A 15301-nucleotide genomic window follows, 5' to 3' on the forward strand; every position below is an offset into this window, starting at 1 on the left:
TCCGTCGCACTAACGTTTCTGTTTCACAGTATTGTTGAACAGGACATTCCAAAATGCGCCCGGGCCTAAAGCCATCCCTTCTGACGATCGCCCTTTTCGCAGGATTACTGACCGCGTGTAGCGGCGGCGGAGGTGGTGGCGGCACAACTGTTGCGCCTGTGCCTGTTCCGACACCAACCCCTACGCCCACACCGACGCCAACTCAGTCGCAGCCGACCTATACGCGCGGCGTCTTCCCGGCAGCGAGCAGCTTTAAAGACCAGTGCGAAGTGCCGCGCGTGGGCGTAGATATTGAAGGCAATCCTTACACGGACGTTCAGGGCACACTCGGCGATGAGCTCTTCTGGCTACGCTCCTGGACCGAGGAAACCTATCTCTGGAATGACGAAGTCACCGACCAGAACCCGTACAATTTCTCCAATCCTGAAGCCTATTTCGACGTGCTGCGCACAACAGAGACAACGCCATCCGGCGAGGACAAGGACGACTTCCATTTCTATCAGCCAACGACTGAATATCTGGCGCAGCGCACGGCTGCACCGACTGCAGGCTATGGCGCCCGCTTTGCAATTTACGCCTCGGCTCCACCGCGCGATGTGCGCGTTGTGTTTACCGAACCGAACTCACCAGCCTCAACGCCGGTCAGCGGTGAAGCCCCATTCCAGCGCGGCGCCCAGATCCTGCAGATTGACGGGGTCGACGTCGTCAATGGCGGCAGTCAGGCTGACGTCGATATTCTGAATGCAGGACTGTTTCCGGCAACCGCCGGCGAGTCACACACTTTCGTTGTGCGCGATGTCGGTGAGACAGCCCGCACCGTCACCGTCACATCAGCCAATATTGCACCATCGCCCGTGAACCGGACCGAGATCATTGATCAGGGCGCGAACAAGGTCGGCTACATTCTGTTCAATACGTTCAGCCCGACCACGTCTGAAGAAGCGATACGCGATGCTATTCAGACTATGGCAGACGGCAATGTGACAGACCTCGTTCTGGACCTTCGCTATAATGGCGGCGGGCTTCTCGCAGTCGCCTCGCAGCTGTCTTACATGGTGGCGGGCCCAACGCCGACGACAGGTCAGACATTCGAGCTGCTCCAGTTCAACGATGATGCAGGCAACCGCAATCCAGTCACCGGTCAGGTGAATAGCCCAATCCCGTTTTATGCGACTGGACTTGGCTTTTCCCTGCCGAATGGAACGCCCCTGCCATCACTGGATCTGCCGCGCGTCTTCATTCTCTCAACGGGCGGCACATGCAGCGCCAGTGAAGCGGTCATTAACGGCCTGCGCGGCGTAGGTATCGACGTCGTACTGATTGGCGATATCACCTGCGGCAAGCCTTATGGCTTCTACCCGACAGACAATTGCGGCACGACCTTCTACACGATCCAGTTTCAGGGCGTGAACAATGTCGGCTTTGGCGATTATGCGGACGGCTTTGTGCCTCAGGACAACAGCTTTGCCTTTGGTGAACGCCTGCCGGGCTGCACCGTCTCCGACGACCTCTCTAACCCCCTCGGCACAGCAGGCGAGAACTTGTTGGAAACGGCGCTCTATTACGCCGAGAACAATGCCTGCCCACCTGTTCCGTTCTCGTCTGCCGCATCTACCGGGGTTGCGCCAGGTTCGCCGGAAACCGTGTTTGATCGCATTCCGGGCCAACAGCTTGCAATCCGCACATCACCTTTCACCGAAGCCCGCGATATTCTTGAAAATAGCCGCGACCTGACCGGAGTGAACTGATCATGCTGAAAACAGGTTTTGCAATCATGACGGCGCTGGCGAGCCTTGCTGCCTGCGCCCATCCTGTCGGCGGCGCGCCCGTGCCAGCCGTGCTGGCCAGTGACGCTGAACTGGCACCGCTTATGTCAGAGCTTCGCGAGATGACTGGCCGCGCCAATGTTGAGCTCGGCGCGGATGATCCGCTGGTTACGCCTGTTGTAACGGTCCTGCCTCCACCTGCGGGACCGTTTGAAGGCAATAATCCGGCGCTACCGACAAGCTATGGGCTGGAGCTGCGTGACGGAGCGTGTGTTCTCGTTGATCAGAATGGCGATTTGGTCCGCACACTTCAGGATGTGACTTGTGCGCCCTATACGGGCGAGGCCGGGTAATACCGTCTTGATCTCAACCTTACTTGAGAAATTAAAGACATGGCCTGCAATCAGAAAAAGAAGCAGACCATGAGAGGAAAATCGACACCCAGCGCAGGCATTCGCGTTGGCACGCAAAGCGACCCGACCACATTCTGGAGCGCATTTCGCGATCTCCCACAGGGTGGCCACCGCACCCGCTAGATACAAAAAACCCCTCACCAGCGCGGTGAGGGGTTTCTCAATTCTGAAGGAACGATTGGTTCCTCAAGCAAGGCTTAACTATCAGCCTGCTTTTGACGCCTCGCAGATCGCGTCGATTGTCTCTGCGAGCATAGAGTTGAACTCTTCGTCAGACTGCTGCGCGGAAAGACCTTCAGTCAGTGCGCGGGAGAAGCTTGCGATAACGCCTGTGTTCTGCGCGAGCTTTGCGTTTGAGTCTTCGCGGGAATAACCGCCAGACAGAGCCACCACACGCATAACAGCCGGGTGGTCTACCAGCGGCTTATAGTGGTTAGGTGTTTCCGGCAGAGTAAGCTTCAGCATGACCCGCGTGCCTTCTGGCAGAGCGTCGAGCTGCTTTGTGATTTCTGCGAGCAGGATGTCTTCAGCTTCAGCCTTGTCCGGCGCGTTGATGTTCACTTCAGGCTCGATGATCGGCATCAGGCCGGCTGCGAGAATCTGCTTGCCAACTTCGAATTGTTGCTCGACGACAGCTGCGATACCGCCAGCGTTCGCAGAGTTGATGTTAGAACGCATTTTCGTACCAAAAATGCCTTTAGAAACGGCTTTCTCAAGCAGCTTGTCGAGGTCCGGATTTGGCTTCATGACTTGAACGCCGTTTTCCTCGTCAGCGAGGCCTTTGTCGATTTTCAGGAATGGAACAACGCCGCACTCATTCCAGAGATACTCGGCTGTTGGTGTGCCATCGATATCGCCGTCCATTGTACGTTCGAACAGGATTGCGCCGATAACTTTCTCGCCCGTGAAAGCAGGAGACTTGATGATACGCGCACGCATGTCGTGGATGAGGCCAAACATCTCCTCATCATTTGAGTAAGCGCTTTCCTCAACACCATAAAGGCGCAGCGCTTTTGGTGTAGAACCACCTGATTGGTCGAGCGCTGCAATAAAGCCGTCTTTTTCTGCAGCCTGTTTGGCCATTTCTGCGTTCATCGTCTTATGTCCCTGCTTATGTGACTATGAAATGAGTATCGTTCTGACAGTGAAACCTGCCGCTATTATTTCTTGAGTGCTTCCACACCCGGAAGCGCTTTGCCTTCCATCCATTCAAGGAATGCGCCACCCGCGGTGGAGATGAAAGTGAAGCGGTCTGCTGCCTTTGCATGGTTCAGCGCAGCAACTGTGTCACCGCCGCCCGCAACAGCGATGAGAGAGCCTTTCTCGCAGCGCTTCGCAGCCGCCTGAGCCGCCGCTACCGTTGCTGCATCAAATGGCTCGATTTCGAACGCACCCAGCGGGCCGTTCCAGATAAGGGTCTTCGCGGCATCCATAACCGTTTCAATACGGGTCACAGTCGCCGGGCCAGCATCGAGGATCATCTCGTCGGCTTCGACTTCCGGCAGGCTGCAAATGCGGTTCGGCGCGTTCGCTGCGAACTCTTTGGCGCAGACCAGATCAACCGGCAGAACCAGCTCGCAACCGTCAGCTTTCGCATTAACTTCAATCTCTTTGGCTGTATTCGCAAGGTCATGCTCACACAGAGATTTGCCCACATCAGTGCCGCGCGCTGCGAGGAAGGTGTTCGCCATGCCGCCGCCAATGACGAGATAATCCACTTTCGCAACGAGGTTCTTCAGAAGATCAATCTTGGAGGACACTTTCGCGCCGCCGACAACCGCCACAACCGGACGCTCCGGCGCGCCGAGCGCAGCGTTCAGCGCATCAAGCTCGCGCTCCATGCTCTTACCTGCATAGGCCGGAAGGTGATCCGCCAGACCAACCGTAGATACGTGAGCACGGTGCGCAGCAGAGAAAGCGTCAGACACGAAGATATCGCCGAGCTTTGCCATTTCAGAGGCCAGCTCCGGATCGTTCTTCTCTTCGCCCTTATGGTAGCGTGTGTTTTCCAGCAGGATGATGCCGGTTTCGTCCAGAGCCTCAATCGCCGCTTTTGCGCCCTCGCCTTTACAATCCTCATAGAACGCAACCGGATGTCCGATCACCTTAGCAAAAGCAGGCGCGATAGGCGCGAGGCTCATCTCTGCCACGCGCTCACCTTTGGGACGACCAAAGTGGGCGAGCAGTGCGACTTTCGCGCCCTTACCGCGCAAAGCATTCACTGTGTCTACAGCCGAAACCAGACGCGTATTATCACTGACTTTGCCATCCGCCATTGGCACGTTAAAATCGACACGAACCAGCGCCGTTTTGCCAGTCAGATCGCCTGCGTCGTCAATGCGGTTAAAATCAGCCATTCATCAATTCCCTGCTTTTGTAAAAACCGCGCGCAGTAATGCTGCCGGGCCTGTATGATAGGGACCCTCTTCGAGTCGCTCGATGCCTGTCAGCAGAGACTCTTCGCGAAGGCCCTCGAAATCAGAGCGGATATCTTCCGCGCTGTAGAGCATGTCGACATCTGGCGGTCCGCCAGACTGGTATTTTTCCTGATATCCGATCTGGTCCTGAGTGAACCCCTCCAAAAAGACAAAGCCGCCCGGAGCGAGCGACTTTGAAAAATGGGAATGAAGGTGCGGGCGGACTGCAGATGGCACATGGGCAAACATGGAGGCTACAAGGTCAAACTTGGCCTCTGGCCATGCCCACGCAAACAGATCTGCTTCAATCGTTTTCACGGACACACCCTTGCGGGCAGCAAGCTCCGCTGTGCGCTCCAGGCCGACAGGTGAGATATCAACGGCGGTCACATCTAGGCCAAGTTCAGCCAGAAAGACCGCATCACGTCCCTGACCAGATGCAGGCACAAGCGCTGTTTTACAATTTGAAGCGATAAGGTCGGACCAGCCGAGCAACAGTCGGCTTGGACGATCGCCATAGGCAAAACCGTCTTCCGAAAATCTTGCGTCCCAGAATTCCTTTGGAATGCCTTGAGACAAGATACGCCCCCGCTTAACTCAACCCAGATACCGGCGTGAGACATACCTCACAATGGCGTAATGTCCAGCACATGGGACAATTGAAACCGGCTATTTCATACATTTTGCATGCACGACGTGCGGATTCTTCGATGAGGCCCAAAAGACAAAGCCCGGCACGCAAAACGTACCGGGCTCCGAATTAGATCAGCGTAAGCGCTGAAACTAGATAAGCTTTGCCATAGCAACTGCTGTGTCAGACATGCGGGTCGCGAAGCCCCACTCATTGTCATACCAGCTGAGAACAGAGCAGAAATTGCCGTCCATGACTTTGGTCTGTTCCATGTGGAAGATAGAAGAGTGGTCGTCATGGTTGAAGTCAGTTGAGACGTTCGGCGCGTATGTGTAGCCGAGAACGCCTTTCAGAGCGCCATCAGACGCCGCTTTGATCGCGTTATTGATCTCGTCGACTGATGTGTCTTTCTTGGCGATGAACTTCAGGTCAACAACAGACACGTTCGGTGTTGGAACGCGCATGGAGAAACCGTCCAGCTTGCCATTCAGTTCCGGCAGAACCAGGCCAACAGCTTTCGCCGCGCCTGTAGATGTCGGGATCATGGACATTGCAGCCGCACGTGCGCGGTAAAGGTCGCCATGCATACGGTCGAGCGTAGGCTGGTCACCTGTGTAAGAGTGAATTGTTGTCATCATGCCGCGCTCAATGCCGATCGCGTCGTTGAGGACTTTGGCTACCGGAGACAGGCAGTTTGTTGTGCAGGACGCGTTGGAAACAACGAGATCGTCTTTTGTCAGCGTGTCATGGTTCACACCGTAAACGATTGTCTTGTCAGCGCCGGATGCCGGAGCAGAAACGAGAACGCGCTTTGCGCCAGCTTCGAGGTGCATTGCAGCTTTGTCGCGCGCGGTGAAGATGCCGGTACACTCAAGAGCGATATCAACATCCATTTCGCGCCATGGCAGCTCTTTCGGGTCGCGAACAGCTGTGCAGAGGAATTCCTGATTGCCAGCTTTGATGGTTTCGCCGTCAACTTCGACAGGAACCGGAAGCTTGCCGTGTACGGAGTCGAACTGCAGGAGGTGCGCGTTTGTCGCGACCGGACCGAGATCGTTGATTGCGACAACTTTAATGTCATCACGGTTGTGCTCGATGATAGAGCGGAGAACCAGTCGACCAATACGTCCAAAACCATTAATCGCGACGCGAACTGCCATTCTTACCTCCAGTAAGTTACAAAACGAGTGTTCCCCCACGGAACGGAATTTGCGCGTTCTCTAGACCCAGATTGGGTGAAGGTCCAGTGATGACGGGATGAATCTTTGCTTAACCCACTCAAACGCGCGTGATTGATCACTGCTTCTCAGGGTGGATGCCAGTCCATGTTGCATCAACATAAGCTTTGATATTGGCATTGTCGGTTTCAAGGTCGCCGGTCAGGTCCATGAAGCGGTCCAGCACAACCCGTTTGCCAATGCCATCAAAAGCGGCAAGGAAAACCGGCACGCCCGTCGCATACGACACGCGCAGATATCCGCTTTTATATTTGTCGACTTTGGACCGCGTGCCTTCAGGTGGAAAGCCAACAACGACTTCATCGCGGCTCTCGATCAGATCAATCATCTGGTCGACTGTTGCGCGCGCATTGCCGCTGCGATCAACTGGGTGACCACCCACCGCACGGAACAGAACGCCCATCGGCCAGAAGAACCATTCCTTCTTTACGAGGATGGTATAGTGCAGCCCGACCGACAGCATGGAAAAAGTCGCAGCCAGCGCATCCCAGTTTGACGTGTGCGGCGCACCGATCAGAATGACTTTCGGCTCGTCGGGAAGTTTGCCTGCCAGCTTCCAGCCCATCAGCTTCAGCCCCGTAGAGCCTATCCAGCGTGTGAACGCATTGCCCTTACGCGGCGAACGCGCACCAATATGCGGATTATCGTATTCCAGCTGAGGTCTCCTACCCTGATCTTGTTATATTCAGACCAGCGTATCGGGTTTGTCTCACGGAGAGAAGAGAAGACTATATTTAAGTCCCAGCCGCGTCCGGCACGAGCTCTCTCACCATGTCGGCGATCTGACGCCACCCCTTATACACCACCAGCTCACCGCAATCAGGCACGATTGTCAGATTGGTTGCCGGTTGGACCTGCATGAACTCATCAATGCGCTCGGCGATCATCTGGTGATCACTTTCGCCCACAATCAGGCGCACAGGGTTCTGGAACCGGGAAAATTCCGGAAAACCGTCATAATGTGCGAACTCGAACTCACGTACGAAACTTTCCGGCCCCTGACTGATGCCATGCGCACAAGCATTGCGGAGTAGCGCACGATAAATCGGATGGTTCATGATTTTCTGGTCGGCGTCCGAGTGGCCGTAGGCGCGCGTCAGATACCAGTCGAGCCCCTTTTCATACATGATACGCTGACCGGCCCTCGCCAGCATGCGCGCTGCCCATGGCGCCTTCTCCACCAGATCGAGAAACGTGTTGTGTATGAGCGGCAAATGTCTGCGCCGGGATTTATCATACATGGGAAAAAACCCGCCGACAGAAATAAGGCTACCAACCTTTTCCGGATAGAGCGTCCCAAAGCGCGCGACACCCATGCCAGTAAAGGTGTGCGCAACAAAGTGCAGCCTTCCTGCATTCAGGTGCGCATGGAGATCGTTCATGGCTTCAATGAAATCATCGACCACCGGCATATCGTAACGCGCTTCGCTATTACCAAAGCCCGGACGTGAAAACGCGATCAGGCGCACACCCATCTCGCGATAATAACGGTCCGCCTCCTCAGACAGGGTGACGCCAACAGAATGCCCGTGAAGCAGGATAACCGGCACGCCGTCTTTCGCGCCAAGCCATGAATAAGCAAGCTTGCGCCCTGACGGCGTCTTGAAGACACGTTCGCGACCATAAGGGTCGCGCCATACAGGAATACTCGTCTCGTCTTTTCTCGTCATTCGCACACAAATGAGCGCCAGAAGCCGGACCAGATCCACCTGAGACGTGGCACCCGTCTTATGAAACACCGAGGCAAGCTGCAGGCGCACCGTGCGCGCCGACGTATTGCGCTCTTCGGCGATCGCTGCGGTATCTCTCAAGCGAAACAATGCGCGGCAGACTTCAGCTTCTGCGTCTGTCAGTCCGAAAGCTTCAATGATCCCGTCCTTTACTGACGGGGTCCATTCAGGGTCCAGCACGCGGACAGCAATCGCATGGACGTCGCGTCCATTGCGCGGTTCTACCGGAAAAATCTCTGCAATGCGTTCATCCATATCGGCCGTGCAGATACGCACCATGCCATGCTGCAGATTGCCACGGTTCTTGAGATTACGAAGTATGGTGCGGAACGTGTCAACTGAATCGGTAGATAGCCAGTCCTCACCGATTTTCTGCCCCTGAAAATGACCAAACTGCATCGTCCACTGGTCATTCGCTCCCAGAACATATTGCTCTGCGGAGACGACGAGCGTTGCGAACGATCCATCAGCGAGCAGTCGGTCTACCGGATCGTTTGCGAGCGCGGTGGGCACTTCGCTTGCAAGTTTGTCCGCTTTCTCAATGTGCTGGAACAACTGGTTAGCGAAGCCGCTAATACCGGATGAGGTATTCTCGCCGCCAGCTTTCTCGAGACGGTCCTGCCAGGCCGCGACGAGCCCATCAAACGCATCCGCGTCGCTGATCACACGATAGCTTTGCGCTACAATTTCAAAGTCTTCCTCGCGAAGATCTTGCATGAAATGTCACCCCATATGTCACATGACATATGACAAGCGCATCGCGATGTAGTTTTCAACTCACAAAAGCTGGTCCTGCGGGGGACGTGCCTAAAAATAATACTCTCGAAGCGCGACATTCGCTCTGTCCGCGCTCTCGCTCTGAAACGCGTTCCTATCAAAGGGGACGCGTTCTTTTTTGCGCAGAATTCTGAAAACAAAAAAGGCGCCCCGTTATGGAACGGAGCGCCTTCAAAATTCAGATAACTGAGAATCAGACCAGAGCTTTGGCCGCAGCCACAACGCCTTCGGCTGTGATGCCGAAATGCTTGAACAGGTCTTTGTAAGGCGCGCTCGCGCCAAACGAGTCCATGCCGACGAAGCCGCCTTTACGGCCGATCCACTGATCCCAGCCTGTGCGAACACCGGCTTCAACCGCGAGCTTAGGCAGGTCACCGCCTAGAACGTCGTCAATGTAAGCCTCGTCCTGCTCGGCGAAGATTTCCCAGCAAGGCAGAGACACAACGCGCGCTGCGATGCCCTTAGCTTTGAGGCTCTCCTGAGCGGCAAGTGCAATCTCGACTTCAGAGCCTGTCGCAACGATCACAAGCTGTGCATCGCCTTCGGCTTCTGAAAGGACGTAACCACCTTTGGCAGATTTGTTCTCAGATACGTCGCCAGAACGTGCTGGCGCGAGGCCCTGACGGGTCAGAACCATCATGCTCGGGCCGTCTGTGCGTGCGAGCGCCAGTTCCCAGCATTCAGCCGTTTCAACGCCGTCAGCAGGACGGAATACGTTGATGTTCGGCATAGCGCGGAAGCTTGCCAAATGCTCAACCGGCTGGTGGGTCGGACCGTCTTCGCCAAGACCGATTGAGTCGTGTGTCATCACGTGGATGACAGGCGCACCCATCAGAGCGCCAAGACGGATCGCAGCGCGGGAATAGTCAGAGAAGACAAAGAATGTGCCGGAGTAAGGAATTACACCGCCATGCAGCGCCATACCATTCATCGCAGATGCCATACCGTGCTCGCGCACACCATAGTGAATGTAGCGACCAGCGTAATCGCCTGATGTCAGCGGACCGGTTGAGCTTGTCTTGGTGTTGTTGGAGCCTGTGAGGTCAGCAGACCCGCCAATCATGGTTGGCAGAATTTTGGTCGCGACTTCCAGCGCAGCGCCAGACCACTGGCGTGTCGCTTTCTTGTCCTGACCGTCAGACACGGACTGTTTATGCGCCTTCATGGCATCGGCGAGTTCGGCAGGGATCACTCGATCCATAGCTGCAGTGAACTCCGCCTGTTTGTCAGATGCAGCCAGACGGCCTTCCCATTCTGTACGTGTCGCTGCGCCGCGAGCGCCTGCTTCGCGCCATGTTGTGAGAACATCTTCCGGCACAACGAATGGTGCGTGGTCCCAACCGATATTCTTGCGAATGCCTTCGATTTCGGACGCACCGTAAGGGCCGCCATGGGCTTTTCCTGTACCTTCGATTGTCGGCGCGCCGTACCCAATGCGGGTTTTGCAGGCGATCATGACCGGACGGTCAGATGATTTTGCCCACTCAAGCGCCTGATCGATCGCGGTCGGGTCGTGACCGTCAATCGCTGCTACAGCCCAACCAGCGGCTTCAAAGCGTTTGATCTGGTCTGTTTCGTCAGCCACATCGAGCGTGCCATCGATAGTAACGTTGTTATCGTCCCAGAGCACGATCAGCTTGTTCAGCTTCATGTGACCTGCGAGTGTAATCGCTTCCTGGCTGACACCTTCCATGAGACAGCCATCACCCGCAATCACCCATGTGTTGTGGTCGACAACATCATCACCGAATTTCGCATTCAGGTGGCGCTCTGCGATCGCCATACCAACAGCCGTAGCGATACCCTGACCGAGTGGGCCAGTTGTCGTCTCTACGCCTTCGGTCACAAAGTTCTCCGGGTGGCCCGGAGTAGCAGCGCCGAGCTGGCGGAAGTTTTCAATATCGCTCAGAGAAACGCTCTCATATCCTGTCAGATACAGGAGAGAGTAGATGAGCATAGAGCCGTGGCCCGCTGAAAGGACGAACCGGTCCCGGTCAGCCCATTTAGGCGCCTTCGGATCATACTTCAGATGTTTGGTGTACAGAATGGTTGCGACGTCCGCCATGCCGAGCGGCATGCCGACGTGACCACTTGCAGCCTTCTCGACAGCGTCCATAGAAAGCGCACGGATCGCATTAGCCATATCCTGATGGGAAGCGGGGGAAGAGGACATGTCATTATTCCTTTGAGCAGCGTTACCGCGCACAAACTGAGTCTGGCCCGATACGTCAAGGCTTGATATTTGCTCTGAACTGCATTTTTGGGAATAATGCCTGTGATTCTTGAAGTTAATTTCGGCGGCAAAAGGCCATGACCCAGTTAAAAGACGCCGTTTCAGACCTCGAGGCAGCCCTGCGCCGCCTCGAAAATAGTGTTGAGTCTCTGACTGATAGACACTCGCCGGGGCGCATCATGCAGGCCGAAGCCGAAGCGCTGCGCCGCGACCGTGCTAAACTGGCAGAGGACCTTGATGCCTCACGCGCAAGAGAACGCGAACTGGAAGCGCTGGCTGATGAAGCCTCCAAAGCGCTCGGCGTTGCGATTGCAGAAGTCAAAGCGGCCATGCAGGCCCAGCCACAGAACACTTAAGCAGGATTGCTGAACGCTCATGTCCAAAGCTGATATCGTCATTCGCGGCACAACCTATTCCATCGCCTGTGCGGAGGGGCAGGAGCCGCGTCTCATCGCTCTTGGCGAGAAGCTGAACGAACGTCTGGAAGCTCTGGTCTCTGCTATTGGCGATGTCGGCGACACCCGCCTGCTGGTTGCCGCTGGCCTTTCACTCATTGATGAGCTTGAGAGCGGCGAAGGAAGTAATTCCGAGTTTGCCGATCTCGACAATCGTATCACTCTGGTAGAACGCACTGCGGCTGCTGCACTTTCAGAAGCTGCCGCGCGCATCAACCAGATCGCGGACCGCGCCGATCAGGCCGGCTAATAAAACGGTACGGTTCGGAAATTTTCGAAACACGCCGGAATAAAACATCAGCTACCACGTCACTCCAGCATCAACACGATGACGAAGGAGTGTGTGATGCTTAAAACAGTTTCCATTTCGACACTGACACTCGCAGCAGTGCTTGGCTTTCAGGCTCAGGCGCAATCTGTATCCGTAGATGTTTCTGCGAGCGGAGCCGGTTCAGCAACAGCAACCAACAACGCCGTCACAACAACTGTGACCGCCGAAGGAAATGCCGATGCGCAAGCATCTGTATCGCCGGAAGGCGTAGAACGCTCAGCCGAAGCCGAAGGTGACGCAGACACAGATACGTCGGTTTCGCCAGGCATGGCCGATGAAGCAAGCATCGCTGCAGAAGGGGCAACCGAACGCACAGTCACGCTCGCAGGTGCAACCTCGGGCCGCGTCCTCGGCGAGAGCACCAGCTTTGTCCTTACTGCTGAACGCCAGAGCGAAGCCGCGATCAATGGCGCGATCGAGGACGGCGAAGCGACCGTTGAAGGCGCTGCCGAAACGACGCGCATGGTTTCAGCGCAGGCTGAAGGCGCACTGAACGGCACACTCGAAGCCACGAGTTCACGCGCAGCCTCCGGCTCTGCGACAATCACGGGCCTGGCTGACGACTCTGTGCCGGATCTTAGCGGTGCAGGCGATCTGCCTGTCGCGTCTCAAATAGCTGGCGAGATTTCCGGTAACGTCGCCTCTAACCTGTCCGCCACAATCAATGATGCTGTCAGTGCAGACATTGCAGGCGACCTTGCGGGCACTGTGAATGCTGAAATTGCCGGCGAGATCGGAGCAACCATCCGCGAAGCGCTCGCGACAGATATCGGCTCTGATATCCGCGAGAACATTGTGAACGACATCAGAAACAACCTGCCGCTCTAACCCCCGAGAGCAGCAGTGGCCGGCGCTCCCTCGCGTCGGCCTTTCCCCTGACAGATTATACCGGAGTAGACTTCATGAAACGTCCGATCCCATATCGGCGCATAGGCGCACTTTGCCTTCTGACCGCCCTCGCCCAACCGGCAATCGCGCAAGACGATCCGGTCACGTTTTCTGGTTCCGTAAGCGCAGGCATTGGTTCTGATTCCAATGTCGGCATTCCGGAACTTGACCAGACAACAGGTGAAGGTGACCTGTCCTATCTGTTCAGCCTGGAAGGTAATGTTGAAGCAGATGCAAGCGAGCGCCTTACGCTGCGCGCAGGCTATGAACTCGCCCATACCGGCTATCAGGACTTCGACCAGTTTTCCTTGCAAACACACCGCGGCTCGCTGGAAGCTGTCTATGATTTTGATGTCGTGGAAGCTGGCGTTCTCTACAACTATGTCCATGCGCGCCTCGATAGCGAAGGCTATCTGAACTATCAGCAAATTTCGCCTTATGTGACGCATCTGGCCGGTGACCGTGTTTTCCTGCGCGGCGCTCTGGAATTCACAGACAAGGATTTCCAGACTGACGATGCCCGCGACGCTGAGGGACAGGGGCTGCGCGGCGACGTGTACTACTTCATCGATGGCGCATCGCAGTATGTCTCCCTCAACGGGCGCGTCCGTGAAGAAAACGCAAATTCGGACCTGTTTGACTTCACCGGCATGAGCGTGGATGCGCGCTATAATCAGGACTTTACGGTTCTGGATCGATCCGCGGAGCTTCGCATTGGCGGCGGCTATGAAAGCCGGGAGTTTGACGGCGTAGATCCGCTGATCAGTGATGCTCGCAGTGACGACATTCTTTCTGCGCAAACGGGTCTGGAGTTTGAGCTCGCCGGCCCGCTCGCGCTCGACGTCGACTACAGCTATCGCGACCGCCAATCGAACCTGCCAAGTGCCGATTACGACGAGCACGTTGCCGAGCTCAGACTTCGAGCTAGCTTTTAGGTCAGTCTTCCTTCCTTGGGGCTATCATCAGCACCCCATAGCCGATGGCCTCATCCTTAGCCTGATCCTGCGTCCAGCCTACGGCGCGGATCAGGCGATTTTCTGCCTCATCGACTGCGGAAAATTCAGCATCTTCAACCCATCCTGCCAAGAATGCAGAGACAATTGGCGCCGCAAGCGATGTTCCTGAGTCCCGCTGTTCGCCGCCATCAGGCGCAGCGACCAGGACGTTGACCCCTTCCGCAGCAATGTCGACATAAGATCCGCGATTGGCCCAGCGATAAGGAACGCCATTTGCGTTTACTGCCGTGACACCGATAACGCCGTCATAGGCTGCAGGATAAAGCGGACCGGAGGCCGGACCTTCATTTCCAACTGCGGCCACCACGACAATGCCACGCGCCCGTGCGCTCTGGATCATACTCTCCAGCGCCGCGTTCGGCGGCCCCGTGAGGCTAAAATTGATGAGATCAACGCCTTCGACAATCATCCAGTCGATTGCTTCGATCAGGCTGGCCGTTGTTGCGCCTGTCGTGCCGTCACTATCCAGAAAAAATACCGAAGCCCCTAACAGCTCCGGCGTTCGTTGCACGCTCGCATGGCGCGACAAAACTGAGGCAACGGATGTCCCATGCCCTGTCGGGCGAAGCGCGCCATGGCTGACAAAATCTGCCTCGGTCAATTCCAGCGTCTGAAGCAGAGGATGCCCCTCTTCGATATCAGTATCGACCATGCCGATGCGCAGGCCTCCACCCGCACCTTCGAATGTCATAGGTGCTGCGGCGGGGCGCATATCCTCGGATATATCAGCCTGCGGGTCATCCCGAGCCGCGCGGCGGAAGACATGGTTACGCTCCACTATCTGACCATCAAGCGCGGAAAGCTCTGCCTCTATCTGGCGGCGCGTCGTCGGATCGTCCGGAAACTGCACTACAAGCAGCGTTTGAGAGACCGATCCAAGATCGGTTTGCTCAAGCACGTCCAGAGACAGGTCATCCAGTTCGCCTACTGCAACAGTCGGCAGCATCACGATCCACTCATTGCGCATGACCGGCCAGCCATCGAAACGGTCGATCGCGATGGCACGTCGCGGGCGCACCTGACTGACTGTTTCGCGAACGCCGGAGACGATGCCTCCCGTCAGCTCGCGCGTGGCGTCCAGCGTATTACCGATGCGATCAGAACTCAGCACACGGTCCGTCAGCACCTCACCCAACTCGCCATCAACGACCCGCTCGGGAAGGTCGTCCAGCACGTTGTCGAGGTTTTGAAGCCGGTCTTCTATCGGGCGCTGGATCTGATCAGAAAGCCTGTCTTCCACCCGATCTGTCACGCCAGGCAGAAGCTGGGCGTGCGCAGCAGGAACAGCTGTCAGACATGTACAGGCGGCGAGCCCGAAACCGATGCGTCTGGCTCCCGCAAAAAGAGATATCACTGGCACACGGCGCTCCATCATCTTATTCACATGACATAGAGACGGGACAGAA

At 56.2% G+C, this 15301-nt stretch carries 14 protein-coding genes; 6 read left to right on the top strand and 8 right to left on the bottom strand.

The window, feature by feature from the left end:
* The first annotated feature begins 53 nt into the window (after nt 1–53).
* Nucleotides 54–1748 carry a S41 family peptidase gene (locus P1U45_RS02790; protein WP_301057396.1) on the top strand — a complete coding sequence of 565 codons (1695 nt, stop codon included), beginning with the start codon at nt 54–56 and terminating at the stop codon, nt 1746–1748.
* Nucleotides 1749–1750: 2 nt separating this feature from the next.
* Nucleotides 1751–2119 (top strand): hypothetical protein, encoded by a 369-nt coding sequence (locus P1U45_RS02795; protein ID WP_301057397.1) that lies wholly within the window; start codon nt 1751–1753, stop codon nt 2117–2119.
* A 264-nt stretch (nt 2120–2383) separates the two neighbouring features.
* On the opposite strand, the gene P1U45_RS02800 is transcribed toward P1U45_RS02795, so the two are convergent.
* The 7 genes from P1U45_RS02800 to tkt all read right to left on the bottom strand — a co-directional run bounded on the left by P1U45_RS02800 (nt 2384) and on the right by tkt (nt 11145).
* On the bottom strand, nt 2384–3274 hold the full coding sequence (locus P1U45_RS02800; RefSeq protein WP_301057398.1) for a fructose bisphosphate aldolase: 891 nt from the start codon (nt 3272–3274) through the stop codon (nt 2384–2386).
* A 65-nt stretch (nt 3275–3339) separates the two neighbouring features.
* Nucleotides 3340–4536, bottom strand: a complete 1197-nt coding sequence (locus P1U45_RS02805; protein ID WP_301057399.1) for a phosphoglycerate kinase — start codon at nt 4534–4536, stop codon at nt 3340–3342.
* A gap of 3 nt (nt 4537–4539) precedes the next feature.
* Nucleotides 4540–5175: a class I SAM-dependent methyltransferase gene (locus P1U45_RS02810; protein ID WP_301057400.1), complete on the bottom strand. Its 636-nt coding sequence runs from the start codon at nt 5173–5175 to the stop codon at nt 4540–4542.
* A 204-nt stretch (nt 5176–5379) separates the two neighbouring features.
* Nucleotides 5380–6387 (bottom strand): type I glyceraldehyde-3-phosphate dehydrogenase, encoded by a 1008-nt coding sequence (gene gap / locus P1U45_RS02815; protein WP_293607663.1) that lies wholly within the window; start codon nt 6385–6387, stop codon nt 5380–5382.
* Nucleotides 6388–6523: 136 nt separating this feature from the next.
* Complete coding sequence (locus tag P1U45_RS02820) at nt 6524–7030, bottom strand: 1-acyl-sn-glycerol-3-phosphate acyltransferase (protein WP_293607662.1); 507 nt, start codon at nt 7028–7030, stop codon at nt 6524–6526.
* A 169-nt stretch (nt 7031–7199) separates the two neighbouring features.
* Nucleotides 7200–8912, bottom strand: coding sequence for an alpha/beta fold hydrolase (locus tag P1U45_RS02825; RefSeq protein ID WP_301057401.1), 1713 nt, complete (start codon nt 8910–8912; stop codon nt 7200–7202).
* 253 nt (nt 8913–9165) lie between these two features.
* Entirely contained in the window at nt 9166–11145 is a 1980-nt protein-coding gene (gene tkt / locus P1U45_RS02830) for a transketolase (protein ID WP_301057402.1), read from the bottom strand.
* 137 nt (nt 11146–11282) lie between these two features.
* Here tkt and P1U45_RS02835 point away from each other — a divergent pair, with 137 nt between their 5' ends.
* The 4 genes from P1U45_RS02835 to P1U45_RS02850 all read left to right on the top strand — a co-directional run bounded on the left by P1U45_RS02835 (nt 11283) and on the right by P1U45_RS02850 (nt 13814).
* Nucleotides 11283–11561, top strand: coding sequence for a DUF4164 family protein (locus P1U45_RS02835; RefSeq protein ID WP_293607659.1), 279 nt, complete (start codon nt 11283–11285; stop codon nt 11559–11561).
* Between the two features lie 19 nt (nt 11562–11580).
* A complete protein-coding gene (locus P1U45_RS02840) occupies nt 11581–11910 on the top strand; it encodes a cell division protein ZapA (RefSeq protein WP_301057403.1) in 330 nt (109 codons plus the stop codon).
* A gap of 96 nt (nt 11911–12006) precedes the next feature.
* Nucleotides 12007–12819: a hypothetical protein gene (locus tag P1U45_RS02845; protein WP_301057404.1), complete on the top strand. Its 813-nt coding sequence runs from the start codon at nt 12007–12009 to the stop codon at nt 12817–12819.
* Nucleotides 12820–12893: 74 nt separating this feature from the next.
* Complete coding sequence (locus P1U45_RS02850; RefSeq protein ID WP_301057405.1) at nt 12894–13814, top strand: outer membrane beta-barrel protein; 921 nt, start codon at nt 12894–12896, stop codon at nt 13812–13814.
* Nucleotide 13815: 1 nt separating this feature from the next.
* On the opposite strand, the gene P1U45_RS02855 is transcribed toward P1U45_RS02850, so the two are convergent.
* Complete coding sequence (locus tag P1U45_RS02855; RefSeq protein ID WP_301057406.1) at nt 13816–15255, bottom strand: S8 family serine peptidase; 1440 nt, start codon at nt 15253–15255, stop codon at nt 13816–13818.
* Nucleotides 15256–15301 lie beyond the last annotated feature (46 nt).

The sequence above is a fragment of the Ponticaulis sp. genome, from assembly GCF_029210165.1.
In the GTDB taxonomy this organism is placed as follows: Bacteria; Pseudomonadota; Alphaproteobacteria; order Caulobacterales; family Hyphomonadaceae; genus Ponticaulis.

Bases quoted from the DNA above. Each gene is read 5' to 3' on its own strand.
- P1U45_RS02790 (WP_301057396.1), top strand. From the start codon at position 54: ATGCGCCCGGGCCTAAAGCCATCCCTTCTGACGATCGCCCTTTTCGCA.
- P1U45_RS02795 (WP_301057397.1), top strand. From the start codon at position 1,751: ATGCTGAAAACAGGTTTTGCAATCATGACGGCGCTGGCGAGCCTTGCT.
- P1U45_RS02800 (WP_301057398.1), bottom strand. From the start codon at position 3,274: ATGAACGCAGAAATGGCCAAACAGGCTGCAGAAAAAGACGGCTTTATT.
- P1U45_RS02805 (WP_301057399.1), bottom strand. From the start codon at position 4,536: ATGGCTGATTTTAACCGCATTGACGACGCAGGCGATCTGACTGGCAAA.
- gap (WP_293607663.1), bottom strand. From the start codon at position 6,387: ATGGCAGTTCGCGTCGCGATTAATGGTTTTGGACGTATTGGTCGACTG.
- P1U45_RS02820 (WP_293607662.1), bottom strand. From the start codon at position 7,030: ATGGGCTGGAAGCTGGCAGGCAAACTTCCCGACGAGCCGAAAGTCATT.
- P1U45_RS02825 (WP_301057401.1), bottom strand. From the start codon at position 8,912: ATGCAAGATCTTCGCGAGGAAGACTTTGAAATTGTAGCGCAAAGCTAT.
- tkt (WP_301057402.1), bottom strand. From the start codon at position 11,145: ATGTCCTCTTCCCCCGCTTCCCATCAGGATATGGCTAATGCGATCCGT.
- P1U45_RS02835 (WP_293607659.1), top strand. From the start codon at position 11,283: ATGACCCAGTTAAAAGACGCCGTTTCAGACCTCGAGGCAGCCCTGCGC.
- P1U45_RS02840 (WP_301057403.1), top strand. From the start codon at position 11,581: ATGTCCAAAGCTGATATCGTCATTCGCGGCACAACCTATTCCATCGCC.
- P1U45_RS02845 (WP_301057404.1), top strand. From the start codon at position 12,007: ATGCTTAAAACAGTTTCCATTTCGACACTGACACTCGCAGCAGTGCTT.
- P1U45_RS02850 (WP_301057405.1), top strand. From the start codon at position 12,894: ATGAAACGTCCGATCCCATATCGGCGCATAGGCGCACTTTGCCTTCTG.